Origin of the sequence: Paenibacillus canaveralius, assembly GCF_047238265.1 — a bacterium.
Classification (GTDB): Bacteria; Bacillota; Bacilli; order Paenibacillales; family NBRC-103111; genus Paenibacillus_F.
In genome coordinates this window covers 1928529-1941118 of the sequence record NZ_JBDFMM010000001.1, presented here as the reverse complement: position 1 = coordinate 1941118, position 12590 = coordinate 1928529, and the positions used below count along the sequence as shown (strand labels likewise).

Below are 12590 nucleotides of genomic sequence, written 5' to 3'. Positions count from 1 at the left end.
CTTATTGGGCTTTCTTTTGTTTGGCAAGCCAGTCAGACAATTTGTCCAAATCGGCATCGGTCAATCCTTTGGCGATGTTGTCCTTATATTGAGGCTGCATAGCCCCCTGGCCGTTCTTGATGATGTTCATGATTTGTTCCTTATCATGCTTGTCACCCACACCGCGAAGTGCCGGGATTCCGTTGTTCGGCATCCCTTTCAGGTCGCCGCCATGACAAGATACGCAAGTCGCTTTCTTGTAAATCTCCATGGCCGGATCGTCTGCCGCGACGATACCTGCCGCTTTCTGCTGCTGTCCGCCACCGCCGGAAGCGGCTCCGCCAGTCTGCTTTCTTCTCTTTCATCTCTTCTTCACGCTTGATATGCTCCGGAATCGTGTTACTCGCTTTCAATTCCAGCTGGTAATGATGCCAGGAGGTATACGTCAAGTATGCGGAAGCGATTAACGTCAGAAGCGCCAGAGAAGATGCGATCGGGCGTCTGTAGAAACGGCGCTCTTTGCCTGTATCCAGGAACGGAGCCAGAAGAAGTCCGCCGAACATCAGTCCGGGTACGATCAGCGTACCGAAAACTACGTATTGATCCGATGTATACGGATATTTCAGCAGTTGGTACATAAACAGGAAGTACCAGTCCGGAATCGGAATAAAGGCCGTGTTCTTAGGATCAGCCGGGTAGCCGAGCGGCGCCGGTTCTGAAATAACCAGACACAATACACCGACCAGAAATACAACGGCAACCATCCATTCTTTCAATAGAAAGTTCGGAATGAACGCTTCGGATTTACCCGGATAAGACGAATAATCCGGAGGTACGGTATTTTTTACTGTTTTCTTAACACGAGAGTCGCCTACATATACGACTTTCTCGCCATCTTTTTGTCCGTGAGCCACTTAAGTACCCTCCTTTCATTTTATAGCGGTCCGGAAATCCCCTGCCTGCGAATCATCAAGAAGTGTCCGGCCAGTAATGCTAGGAGAGACTGCAGGTAGGAAGAACACGTGAAGCGCGAAGAATCTCGTCAGCGTCTGCGCACCTACAATATCTCCACCCTGCAGGAACGTTTGAACATATTGACCCAGGAAAGGAATCGATGCCGCGATCTTGATCCCTACTTGCGTAGCATAGTAGGCTTTGTTATCCCAAGGAAGCAGGTAACCGGTAAATCCAAGACCCAGCATAACAAAGAAAATCAGCATACCGACGACCCAGTTCATTTCACGAGGCGCTTTGTAGGAGCCCGTGAAGAAAACGCGGAGCGTATGTAACAGCATCATAACGATAACAAGTGATGCTCCCCAGTGGTGCATACCGCGCACGATAACGCCGAATGCGACCTGGTGCTGCAAATAGTCAACGCTTGCATAAGCGTTGATAATGTCCGGTGTATAATACATCGTCAGGAACATACCGGACAAAATTTGAATTACAGTGACAAAGAACGTCAGACCGCCGAAACAATAAACGAAAGCGGAAAAATGGTGAGCCGGATTGACGTGTTCAGGAACCTCGTGATCGGCTACGTCCCTCCAGATCGGCGTGATATCTAGACGTTCGTCGATCCAGTTGTACATATTTTTAAACATCTGATCGTTACGCCCTCCTTATTTCGCCCTTGTGTTAGCGTGCAGCTGTCCCAGATAGACGAATCCTTTATCGATTTTTACGTCGTATTCGTCCAGCGGAGCTGGAGCTACCGCAAGGTTTTTGCCGTCAGCGGTATAATGCGCGCCGTGGCATGGGCAAAAATACTGGTTTTTGTACTCCGGATTGTTGTTCCAGTTAACCGTACAACCCAAGTGCTTGCATGTCGGGTTCAAGGCAAAGATTTTGCCGTCTTCACCCTTGGTGATCCATGCGGTAAGTTCCACATCGCTCTCGTACCAGCCGTCCACCTGATGGACCTGGAACGTGAATGATTTGGGCTCATTCGTAATTTTGGTTTCTTCAACTACTTTGATCCAATCCGAAGCCTTCTTCGGCTGAAGCACCGGATCCACCGCGAATCTCAGCATTGGAGCTACCATACCGGCCGCCATGAAAGCAGTGGTACCGCCGAGCGTGTACGAAAGAAACTGGCGGCGGGACATTTGACGCCGTACTACTGGCTTTTTGCCATGGTGCTCATTCGAATTGTTGCGTTCACTCATTTCGCGTGCTACCCCCCTAAGCCATTCAATTTGTCGCATGACAAATCGAACCTATATCACGTGTCGTTCGACATTATCTTACACTTCATAGACTAGGACATTACTAATAATATCCTACGACCTTTGGGGCGTCAAGGATGTAGCCGCAAGGTCAAGGGAGTGCCTTCTCGGGTTATCTTGTGAATTTAACAAAATTGTCACAATTTCCTCCGGGAAACACGCCATCCTTTTTATCTTTACCAAATTTTCGAATTCTAACGAATCTCTTCTGATTTTTTTGAGTACCAGAGCTGTTCGATTCGTTCCCCTATCGCTTTCTTCGCTTCCTGCCCGGGAAACTGCAGCGCTTCGGGGGAAATGTACACGATCAGATCCGCATTTTGCAGCTGCCAGGCTCCGATCTCGGGATGGGCGGTCACGACGACGACATAGGCGAAACCGACCTTCCGTACCTGCGCGCAGGTACGCTCCACGTATTCGCGGTCCGCGTCCTCCCCCTTACAGTAATGGAGAGCCGGATAGGTGACCACTCTTCCTTTGTAAGGAATCTCCAGCACGTCCAGTACGTCTCTGAGGCTTTCCAGGGCGTCTCCCGCTTCCCAGGGCTGCTCCGCGCCGTCCAGGCCCGTAACGGGAAGCAGACAGGTGTCCAGATACGGCTGCAGATCCGTCCAGTCTTTTTCCGTTATTTCACTAAACTTCATTTTTTTCTCCCCTTCCGATCACTAGAGCCTACTTTACCATACCGGGACAAACGGCGGGTACCCTTTTTACAACCGTATAATCCGCGGAACTCAAAAAACCCCCTCCTTCCGCAGTCCCATCCGCCTGGATGGCCTGCAAGAAAGAGAGGATAATGACGGGACATGCCGCGGTTGCGGCCGTCCTCTTTTCATAAACTTTGCGACAACACGGGAGACGTTCAGCCTAGCCTGGAGATTGGATGGATTTAAGTTCGGCGGTAAGCGCTAGAAAAGTAGCTTCATCACCCTCGGCTAGAGCGCTGTCAATCTGTTGATAGAGATGATTCTCTTTATATTTCCGCATGGCGTCGTCCATTACCAATTCAGCGATCAGACCCAGCAGCGCTTCATTTGAAACATTCATTCTTCCCATAGGGATCTACCTCCAGGTATCGTCCGCACAATGCAGAGCAGCGATAGGATTGTATTACTTCCCTGGTTCCATCCGGTACTCTCTTCCCTTGCTTACATAGTTATCCGTCGTGCGTTTCATCCGTTCGAGATCCTCTGGTGTTAATTCCCGCACAACTTTGGCCGGTGTTCCCAGCGACAGCGTATAAGCCGGAAGAAGCGTACCTTCAGTAACGAGAGAACCTGCCCCTACTAAAGCATATTCACCGATCTCGGCGCCGTTTAGTACGATCGCCCCCATTCCGATTAATGTGCCCCTGCCTATACGGCAGCCGTGAATAAGGGCACCATGACCGACGGAAACGTCGTCTTCCGCAATCAGCGGCTGATCTTTGTTGACGTGTCCGATGCATCCGTCTTGAATATTGCACCGGTTCCCGATCCGGATCGGAGCCAAATCTCCTCTCAGGACGGCATTGAACCAAATCGTGGAATGTTCACCGACGGATACATCTCCGATAATTTGTGCGCCGGGGGCGATGTAGACCGATGACGCGATAGCGGGAAATAAACCTTTAAAAGGATGCAGCATAGCACAGCTCACTCCTCTGGATTTTTCCTCATCATAGATGGAGGGAGGAGAGGCCGTCAACGTGGCGGTCCGCTAAGGGCGGCCCCGCGGATCGACGGAGCTATGCTTTCAAATCAATTTTGTCTTCGTCGGCAATCTGGTTGCCTGCGATTGTTTTGCCGCCCAGAGGGCTCATACGGACAACGGCTCCGGCATGTTCTTCTTCCCCGACGGCAAGCAGTCCCAGATGCATCATCATGGCGATAATCCGCTGTTCGAAAATCGATTCCGGCGAATCGTAGTAAAACGGCCGGATCAACGGACACAGCACTTCCGCCAGCGATGCGGTCGTCACCCAGTTATCGGCGAGCCGGGCTGTCCACTGTACGATGGACTGAAGGTTGTAGACGGGGCCTTTGTAAAGACGGAGCCAGAAGCGGTACAGTTCGTCCTGGCCCGGCTTTATTCCGGCGGCCGTCATTTCGGCCCCTTTCTCCGTCAGGAGCAGCAGCCCGCCTTTTTCCTGGAAGAGCCCCTCGAAAAAGCAGTAGTCGTAGATCAGCGAGAACCGGTTCGGATATTCCTTGAATTTGCGTCCATAGCCGAATCTCCATGCCGTCTTGCCTACGAGCTCTTCCTTGACTGCCATGCCGCCCAGTATCTGAGACAACTGCCGCTTGTACATGACGTCTTCATGGGTCAGCAGCACTTCATGGTCTCTGACATACCGCATAAGCTGGAGAACATCGTCGGCCAGCAGGGTATGTTCGTCCCGATAGACGGCCGGATCGTCCGTATAGGTAAGGCGGCTTTTGTAATTGCGGGCCAGCACATCGCCGAAACGCCGCTTCAAATCATGAGGCACTTGGAAAAGATACTTGGTCTGCTGGGAATAGCCGTGAAACAGCCAGCCGTGCTTTTTGAATTTCGAGATCGTGTCGCGCGGGTTGGAGTTTTCCTTCTCTTCCTTCAGAAACTTGGCCTGCTGCACGCGGGCAACGAGTTCCTCCAGACTGAACAACCCCCGTTCCTCAAACAACAAAGTGTTCAGAAAACGGATATCTTCCATCGTCAGCGCGTCTACCCTCTGCTCGAAAATGTCCCTGCGGCTGACCGTGGTCAATATAGACTGGATCAGCTCGTTCTTGGAGTGCATGTTGCATTCGCAGGCATACGTATCCGCAATCCGGTTGAGATCATGGATATCCGCGTAACTGAGCATATCGGCCAGATTCAAGTCCGCCACCTCCCTTCACGATTCCTCTCCGCCGTCTTACCCGGGCGCAATCTTCTAGTTAGCCGTATACTTGTCGGTACTAACCAGTATGGGAATAATTCCCTGAATTAAACCATCCGCGCAAAAAAAAGCACATCCGCCCTCAGGCAGACATGCTTTTCCAGGTTCAACTGCTCATCCGATTAAATGCTTCGTACAATTATACAGGGTGCATTCCCACATTGCCGTGCTTTGGCGGACAATGGTCAAAGACGCGTTCTCAAGCGGGTCGTCCAGACGCTCCAGTTTCATCGTTTCGAGCGCCCGTCCGATAAACGCTCCATGGCTGACGACAAGCATCCGGCTGCGGGGATAGTTCACGCATAAATCCCCGTAGAACGAAAGCCAGCGGCTGCGGACCTGCTCGTTCGTCTCTCCGCCAAGCTCCAGCTTCAGCCAGTCGGGTCCCCAGCGGTCAAGCCGTTCCTGCAGCGTCGTTCCCTCCACCTGACCGAAGCCTTTCTCCCTGAGCCTCTTGTCCGTTCCGGCAATCGGTATGCCCGATCGTTCGCTGATCAGCTGTGCGCTTTCCCTGGCGCGTTTCAAATCACTGCAGATGATCCCGTCCCACTCTTCTCCGCGCAGACGTTCGCCCAGCTTGCGTGCCTGTTCTCTTCCTTCTTCAGTAAGCTCCGTGTCGAGCGCCCCTTGTATTTTGCCTAAAAGGTTCCACTCCGTGCTTCCGTGCCGGACTAATCCGATTGTGGTCAAGCCTATCTCCTCCATAAACAAGCCAGCTCCGTAAGAGCTGGCGGGTACTTTTCTTTTAACGTTTGACGCGCCCGATCCAGGCACGAAACAAAAAACTCACAAATAAACCGATCAGCGACAGCGCGATGAGATGATGAACGTAGGGCGGCAAAACAAACGTGCTCCTGCTCGGCATCGCAGCCGAAACGTTGAGGCCAGCAACGGCCTGCTTCATCGTACGGCCGTTCATCGCGGAGGCCGCTTCCGTTCCCGCCGGCGCGGCATAGGCATGCTCATAAGCCGAGCTTAGCCCCTTCCCCAGGAAATCGGGAGACGAGTTCAGAGAGAGGCACAGCAGCACGCCTACGAAAAGCAGCAGACAGAAGGAGGCCGCCAAACGGCCCGCGCTGCGGTATTTGACCCCGCGTCCGGAGCTCCCCGGGGTCCCTGCCTGCGCCGGATAACGCCACGGCTCGTAAGCGCCGATCCGCTGCATCACCGAATCCGCGACCGATACGCGCGGGACAGGCGTATCGGTACGCAGCGATAAGCGGATCAGATCCCGGCACTCCTGCCAGGCATTGAACTGAGCCGAGCAATGCTTGCAGCTGTCCGCATGGACCCGGACGGCCTGGCGCCTCAGCTCGCTGGCCGTACCGTCTATGTATTCAATCAGCCATTCCTGAACGTCCTCACACTTCATCTACGCGCCATCCCCTCGCATTCTTCGAGCCAGCTATCCGTGTTGTAATAAGGCTCCAGCTGCAGCTTTACGCTGGCTCTGGCCCGGAACAACAAAGATTTGACCGAACTGACGGTTTGTCCCAAAATGGATGCGATTTCCTGATAATCCAGCTGATCGTATTCTCTCAGGATCAGAGCCGATCTCTGCTTCTCCGGCAGACTGTTGATCGCAATCCGGACCATGGAGACTTTCTCCTTCCGGATGACGGTCTGTTCGGGAAGCGATTCAAACGAAGTTTGAGGGGTATGTCCGCAATTGTCCAGCGATATCTTAACGATTTTGTGTTTGCGCATTTCACTCAGCACGGTGTTTCGTGCGATCGTATACAGCCAGGTAGAGAAGGAAGCCTCGGCTTCCCGGAATGAACTCAGGCTACGGTATGCTTTGTAAAAGGTTTCGTTGCACAAATCTTCAGCCATCAGCTCCAGCTGGGCACTTTTGAGCATATGATATATAAAGACGAAAATTTTGCGCTCATAACGCTGCATCAGCTCGTTGTATTTCCCTACATTTCCATCCTTCACTTCACGAATCAATTGGGTATCCGTCATTACGTGCACCCCTCCTGCACAGTACGTTCGGGTTCCCCGCTTCGGTTTACAAGCTTATACCGGGCGGGAACCAAAAAGTTGCGCGGTCTGCGGGTTAACTTCCATCAATCGAAGCACAACATGTACTCACTATAACAAATATTGTATAGAGCTGTAAAATTTTCGCCGTTCACGCTGCGATAACGAAAAAAGGCAAAAAAAAACCACCTCTACGAGGCGGCTGCACAATGTGCGATTATCGGATAGGAGTGGAGAGAAACCATACTGTACTTTTATTATATGAATCCGTTTACAAAAAGTCAATGCTTTTTTGAAAACGTTTACGAAAAAGTTTTTGAAAATGCCGGTACTCATGAAAAAAGTCTCTTCCCGATGCGCACAGCTCCCTAAAAAGGCGTCCGTGTCATCGAGTAAGAGACTTCGCAGGTATGTGAGAAAAGCATGATTTATACGTGGATGGAAAATTGCTCGCTGAGCAGGGCCGACGCTCTGTCGGCGGTCTCCTGGTCACGGAAAGACAGACGAAGCACGCCCGGTACGTCGAGACGGCTTTCGATAATCTGCAGGTTGCTCAGATTGAGCCGGTGTTTACCGAGCAGCGTGGCAATTTGCCCGATCATACCCGGATGATCGGGAATATCCGCATAAATGTCATACAGCGGGGTGAGCATTCCTTTGCGGCGGTCGGGAACCTGCTTGCGGAATGTTCCCGCTACTTCGAACTGCTGCTGGATGCCTTCTCCGTCTTCCTTCTCAAGCAGCTCGCGGAATACTGAGATCTGCCGGTCCCAGTCGTCCAGAAGCTTCAGCAGGACCGTACGGTTGTTGATAAGGATATCCCGCCATATAAACGGGTCGCTGGAAGCGATGCGCGTAATATCGCGGAAACCGCCGGCCGCCAGATTTTTGTAGAGCTCATTCGTATCGTTGTACGTCCGGATCTGGTTAACGAGCGCGACTGCAATCATGTGCGGCAGGTGGGAGATGGCTCCCACGATATCGTCGTGTTCGCGTGCGTCCACTCGGATAATCTGGGCTTGCGTATACGCAAGAAGTATGGCCAGACGCTCGACTTCAGCAACCGGCGTGTCAGTTCCCGGTGTCAGAACGTAGAATGCATTCTCGAACAAATGCGAAGAGGCAGCTTCCATGCCGGAACGCTCTGAACCGGCCATCGGATGACCGCCGATGAAATAAGCGTCCGTGAAGCCCAGTTTCTCCGCACACTGTACGACGGACAGCTTCGTGCTGCCCACATCCGTTATAATGCAGCCTTTTTTTAAGGAAAACTGCTTTAACCGTTCGAGATACGATTCCAGCGCCCCGACGGGCACGCACAGAAAAATGATATCGGCGGCTTCGGCCGCCGCCTGCATCGAGGTCGTTCCTTCGTCCACGATGCGTCTTTTCACCATATTTTCCACCGACGTAGGGTTATTGGAGTGCCCAATTACCGTAATGTCCGGTTTGCCTTTGAAGCACAGAGCGAGGGAGCCGCCAATCAGCCCGACGCCGAAAATTGAGATTGTAGTCATGTTTAATAACCTTTTCCTATACGTATTATGATTCTTGGACAGCTCCCTGAAGCACGAGCTCAAGCGCACGAACGAATGCTTCGTTCTGCTCTCTGCTGCCCACCGTTACTCTCAGCATGGTCGGGAAATCAAGTTTCTCCCCGCTGCGGACGATGATGCCGTGACGAAGAAGCTCGTCAAATACCGGACCGGAAGGACGGCCGATGTCCACCAGAATAAAGTTGCCGTGCGCCGGATACGAGGAAAGCTCCAGTCTCCGGAACTCGCCGAGCAGATACTCTATGCCTTCCCGGTTGCGCCTGCGGCACTTATCCACAAAATCCTGGTCGCGGATAGCGGCAGCCGCGGCAGCTTGAGCCAGGCGGGTCGTGTTAAACGGCTCCCGTACCTGATTGATCGTACGGATCACATCCGGGTGCCCGATGCCGTAACCGATCCGCAGCGAAGCGAGCCCGTAAATTTTGGAGAACGTACGGAGGATCACGATATTCGGATAAGTGTTCAGCAGTTCCAGACTGTCCGGATATCCCTCATCGGTCGTATATTCATAGTAGGCCTCGTCGAGAGCCACCATAATATCGGAAGGCACTTTGGCCATAAAGGCTTCCAGTTCCTCCCTCGTCACGATCGTTCCGGTCGGATTGTTAGGGTTGCAGATCCAGATGATTTTCGTACGCTCATTGACACGCCGAAGCATTTCATCCAGATCGTGTTTTCCTTCTGTTAAAGGAACCTCGACCGAAACCGCGCCTTCGATTTCCGCATTGTGTTTGTATTGGGGAAACGTATGGGTCGCCATGATCGTCTCGTCACCGGGAACGAGATACGCGCGGGCGATCATAAGGATGACATCGTCCGATCCGGCCCCGAAAATAAGCTGGTCCGCACCAACGCCATAGTGATCGGCAACCGCCCGGGTCACCTCCGCTCCGGCTCCGTCCGGATATAGCGTCAAGTTGTCGAGGTCGGCAACAATCGCTTCCTTCGCTTTAGGCGAAAATCCGAACGGATTTTCGTTGGAAGCCAGCTTGATCACGTGAGTCAAGCCAAGCTCCCTTTTCACTTCGTCGATCGGTTTGCCCGGCTGGTAAACCGGCAGTTTCTTTACCTGTTGTTTGGGTCGCATATCTGTCACCTCAGCCTGTCTCTATCTGCATTTAACGTGCTTTACTCGTTAGCTTTGCGTCTGAAACGACGCGCCTTTCAAGTCTCTCACAAATTCACCGATTTGCCCCAGCGCCTCTTGTTTAGTGCTTGGGTCCAGAAGGCGGTGCTCCTGCTCTCCGATGCGACGGACAATGGCGCTGCCCACAACGACCGCGTCGCACGTTTTCTCGAAACGCTCCACTTGCTCGCGGTTCGAAATGCCGAAACCGATAGCGATCGGCAAATCCGTAGCCGCTTTTACCGAAGCCAGGAAATCGTCAATGCCGGCATGAAACTCGGAGCGTACACCGGTCACTCCCATGGAGGATACGCAGTAAACGAAGCCCGAAGCCCGGCTGACGATTTTCTGCACACGCTCTTTGGAGGTCGGTGCAATCAGCGGAATCAGGTGAATGCCGTGCCGTTCCGCCAGTTGCTTGGCTTCAGCGTCTTCCTCCATCGGCAGATCCGGAATAATAACACCGCTGATGTCACTTTCCTTCATGAGTTCAAAAACGCGCTCCAGCCCGATGCGGAGAAGCGGGTTGTAGTAAGTAAACAAGATCATGGGCAGCTCGGAGCCCTCGCTGCGCGCCTGTTTGGCGATTTCGATGACTTTCAGCACGGTAATCCCGCTTTTAAGGGCACGTCCGGAAGACTCCTGAATAACAGGGCCGTCCGCGAGCGGGTCCGAATACGGAACGCCGAGCTCCAATAAATCCGCACCGGATTTCTCCAGTTCACGGATAATATCCAAGGTAACGTCCGCTGTAGGATCTCCTACCGTTATAAAAGGAACCAAGGCGTTCTTGCCGGCGGACTTCAGCTCCGCAAATTTACGGTCAATTCGATTCATGATCAGCACCTCCGAGATAGCCCATGATAGCTTCCACGTCTTTATCTCCCCGTCCCGACAAACAAATGACAAGAAGCTCGTCAGAGGACATAGTCGGAGCCGTTTTTATCGCCTGTGCGACCGCATGCGCGCTTTCCAGAGCCGGAATAATGCCTTCCGTCTTGCAGAGGAGACTGCAGAGCTTCAAGTGCCTCCGCGTCGGTAATCGGCACATACTCGGCCCGTTTCAAGTCTTTCAGGTAAGCGTGCTCGGGACCCACGCCGGGATAATCGAGGCCGGCCGAAATGGAATGGGCCGGAATCACTTGACCGAACTCGTCCTGAAGCACGTAACTGAGGGAGCCCTGGAACACGCCCGGGCTTCCTTTCGCCATCGTGGCCGCATGCTCTTCGGTATCCACGCCGCGTCCGGCCGCTTCCGTAGCGATCAGACGCACGCTTTCATCGCCGACGAACGGATAGAACATCCCCATCGCATTGCTGCCTCCGCCGACACAAGCAATAACCGTATCCGGCAGTCTTCCTTCGAGCTCCAAAATCTGCGAGCGCGTCTCGTCTCCGATCACACGCTGGAAATCGCGGACGATCATCGGATACGGATGCGGACCGGTTACGGAGCCGAGGATATAATACGTATCGTGAACGTTGCTGACCCAGTAGCGGAGCGTTTCATTGCAAGCGTCCTTAAGCGTTCGGGTGCCGGACAGGACCGGAACGACTTCCGTTCCGAGCAGACGCATGCGGAAAACGTTCAACTGCTGGCGTTTCATATCTTCTTCGCCCATGAACACCTTGCATTCCAGGCCAAGCAGGGCCGCAACGGTAGCCGTGGCGACGCCGTGCTGTCCCGCCCCGGTTTCGGCGATCACTTTCTTCTTGCCCATCCGTTTGGCCAGAAGCGCCTGGCCGATCGTGTTGTTGATTTTGTGAGCGCCCGTATGGTTAAGATCTTCACGCTTCAAATAAATTTTAGCGCCGCCAAGCTTTTCGGTCAGCCTTTGCGCATGGTAAAGCCGTGTCGGTCTGCCGGAATAATCGTGCAGCAGAGTTTCGACCTCTTTAACAAATTCGGGATCATTCGAGTATTGACGGTAAGCTTCTTCCAGTTCGATCAATGCGTTCATTAAAGTTTCAGGTACATATTTACCCCCGAAACGTCCGAATCTTCCATGTTCATCTGGTACTGCTGCCATTATCCTGTCACCCTTTCCACAAAAGCTGCAATCTTGGCGATATCTTTAACACCTTCCGTCTCGACTCCGCTCGAAACGTCAACTCCGTCGATTTCATATCGTTCGATGAGACCGCCGACATTGTCGGGGTTCAAACCGCCCGCTACTATGAGGGGAATGCCCGCTGACTGTGCCCACTTACGGGCGGCGGGTATGCACTCCCACGAGAAGGTGCGTCCCGATCCTCCGCCGTAGACGGGATCGAACGTATCGATCAACACGGCATCCACCGCATCGCGATAAGGGTCCAGCCGCTGAATCCAGCCGTCAACCCCGTACTTTATATCCGAAAAAGAGCTCTCGTTTACAAGAGGCTCTTCGCTTTTAATTGAGGATACTTTCCAAAGCTCTACACCGAATTGTTCCTTGATGCTTCTGCAGGTATCAGGCGATTCTTCCCCGTGAAACTGGATAATATCCAGTTTGGCGACGGACAGAACTTCCGCCAGCTCATCGCGGGTGGGATTGACGAACACCCCGACCGTCTTCGGAACATGGTGGCCCTGCAGGGCACGTTCATGCAGATACGCAATCATCTCGGAAGCTTGTTCCGGTGTGATTCGTCTTCTGCTGGGTGCAAAAACAAACCCGATCTGGCTAATCGGGAATTGTACGATTGATTTTAACACTTCAACGCTTTGAAGTCCACAAATTTTTACGCCCGGCCTGTTGGAAAACGACCCCATTCTCTTCACTCCCCGGCAGTCAAAAAGCTTGTTTTTGCCGCCATTACTCCACTAGCTG

The 12590-nt window shown here is 52.9% G+C and carries 12 protein-coding genes and 3 pseudogenes; all 15 read right to left on the bottom strand.

What is annotated here, in order from left to right; translation table 11 throughout:
• Position 1 precedes the first annotated feature (1 nt).
• A pseudogene (locus ABC395_RS09160) lies at positions 2–893 on the bottom strand (c-type cytochrome).
• Between the two features lie 20 nt (positions 894–913).
• Positions 914–1586 (bottom strand): annotated as a pseudogene (gene qcrB / locus ABC395_RS09155) (menaquinol-cytochrome c reductase cytochrome b subunit).
• A gap of 18 nt (positions 1587–1604) precedes the next feature.
• Positions 1605–2150: a QcrA and Rieske domain-containing protein gene (locus tag ABC395_RS09150; RefSeq protein WP_413002405.1), complete on the bottom strand. Its 546-nt coding sequence runs from the start codon at positions 2148–2150 to the stop codon at positions 1605–1607.
• A 254-nt stretch (positions 2151–2404) separates the two neighbouring features.
• Entirely contained in the window at positions 2405–2854 is a 450-nt protein-coding gene (locus ABC395_RS09145) for a DUF2487 family protein (RefSeq protein WP_413002403.1), read from the bottom strand.
• Positions 2855–3077: 223 nt separating this feature from the next.
• Entirely contained in the window at positions 3078–3266 is a 189-nt protein-coding gene (locus ABC395_RS09140) for an IDEAL domain-containing protein (protein WP_009675494.1), read from the bottom strand.
• Positions 3267–3320: 54 nt separating this feature from the next.
• On the bottom strand, positions 3321–3836 hold the full coding sequence (locus ABC395_RS09135; RefSeq protein WP_413002401.1) for a gamma carbonic anhydrase family protein: 516 nt from the start codon (positions 3834–3836) through the stop codon (positions 3321–3323).
• Between the two features lie 100 nt (positions 3837–3936).
• Positions 3937–5052 carry a hypothetical protein gene (locus ABC395_RS09130; protein WP_413002399.1) on the bottom strand — a complete coding sequence of 372 codons (1116 nt, stop codon included), beginning with the start codon at positions 5050–5052 and terminating at the stop codon, positions 3937–3939.
• A gap of 174 nt (positions 5053–5226) precedes the next feature.
• On the bottom strand, positions 5227–5802 hold the full coding sequence (locus ABC395_RS09125) for a histidine phosphatase family protein (RefSeq protein ID WP_413002397.1): 576 nt from the start codon (positions 5800–5802) through the stop codon (positions 5227–5229).
• A 55-nt stretch (positions 5803–5857) separates the two neighbouring features.
• Complete coding sequence (locus tag ABC395_RS09120; protein ID WP_413002396.1) at positions 5858–6484, bottom strand: anti-sigma factor family protein; 627 nt, start codon at positions 6482–6484, stop codon at positions 5858–5860.
• Positions 6481–7077 carry an RNA polymerase sigma factor gene (locus ABC395_RS09115; RefSeq protein ID WP_103995102.1) on the bottom strand — a complete coding sequence of 199 codons (597 nt, stop codon included), beginning with the start codon at positions 7075–7077 and terminating at the stop codon, positions 6481–6483. Before ABC395_RS09115 ends, ABC395_RS09120 begins: the two co-directional genes overlap by 4 nt.
• Positions 7078–7523: 446 nt before the next feature.
• Positions 7524–8612: a prephenate dehydrogenase gene (locus ABC395_RS09110; protein ID WP_413002394.1), complete on the bottom strand. Its 1089-nt coding sequence runs from the start codon at positions 8610–8612 to the stop codon at positions 7524–7526.
• Positions 8613–8637: 25 nt separating this feature from the next.
• The gene (gene hisC / locus ABC395_RS09105; RefSeq protein ID WP_413002392.1) at positions 8638–9738 is read right to left on the bottom strand and encodes a histidinol-phosphate transaminase; all 1101 of its coding nucleotides are present in this window, start codon (positions 9736–9738) and stop codon (positions 8638–8640) included.
• Positions 9739–9786: 48 nt separating this feature from the next.
• Positions 9787–10614, bottom strand: a complete 828-nt coding sequence (gene trpA, locus ABC395_RS09100; RefSeq protein WP_413002390.1) for a tryptophan synthase subunit alpha — start codon at positions 10612–10614, stop codon at positions 9787–9789.
• Positions 10601–11807 (bottom strand): annotated as a pseudogene (gene trpB, locus ABC395_RS09095) (tryptophan synthase subunit beta). Before trpB ends, trpA begins: the two are co-directional and overlap by 14 nt.
• On the bottom strand, positions 11807–12532 hold the full coding sequence (locus ABC395_RS09090; protein WP_413002388.1) for a phosphoribosylanthranilate isomerase: 726 nt from the start codon (positions 12530–12532) through the stop codon (positions 11807–11809). The pseudogene trpB and the gene ABC395_RS09090 overlap by 1 nt, the downstream one beginning before the upstream one ends.
• Positions 12533–12590: the final 58 nt, after the last annotated feature.

Coding starts and splice junctions, on each gene's coding strand:
- hisC (WP_413002392.1), bottom strand. CDS start 9,738: ATGCGACCCAAACAACAGGTAAAGAAACTGCCGGTTTACCAGCCGGGC.
- ABC395_RS09115 (WP_103995102.1), bottom strand. CDS start 7,077: ATGACGGATACCCAATTGATTCGTGAAGTGAAGGATGGAAATGTAGGG.
- ABC395_RS09135 (WP_413002401.1), bottom strand. CDS start 3,836: ATGCTGCATCCTTTTAAAGGTTTATTTCCCGCTATCGCGTCATCGGTC.
- ABC395_RS09120 (WP_413002396.1), bottom strand. CDS start 6,484: ATGAAGTGTGAGGACGTTCAGGAATGGCTGATTGAATACATAGACGGT.
- ABC395_RS09110 (WP_413002394.1), bottom strand. CDS start 8,612: ATGACTACAATCTCAATTTTCGGCGTCGGGCTGATTGGCGGCTCCCTC.
- trpA (WP_413002390.1), bottom strand. CDS start 10,614: ATGAATCGAATTGACCGTAAATTTGCGGAGCTGAAGTCCGCCGGCAAG.
- ABC395_RS09145 (WP_413002403.1), bottom strand. CDS start 2,854: ATGAAGTTTAGTGAAATAACGGAAAAAGACTGGACGGATCTGCAGCCG.
- ABC395_RS09150 (WP_413002405.1), bottom strand. CDS start 2,150: ATGAGTGAACGCAACAATTCGAATGAGCACCATGGCAAAAAGCCAGTA.
- ABC395_RS09140 (WP_009675494.1), bottom strand. CDS start 3,266: ATGGGAAGAATGAATGTTTCAAATGAAGCGCTGCTGGGTCTGATCGCT.
- ABC395_RS09090 (WP_413002388.1), bottom strand. CDS start 12,532: ATGGGGTCGTTTTCCAACAGGCCGGGCGTAAAAATTTGTGGACTTCAA.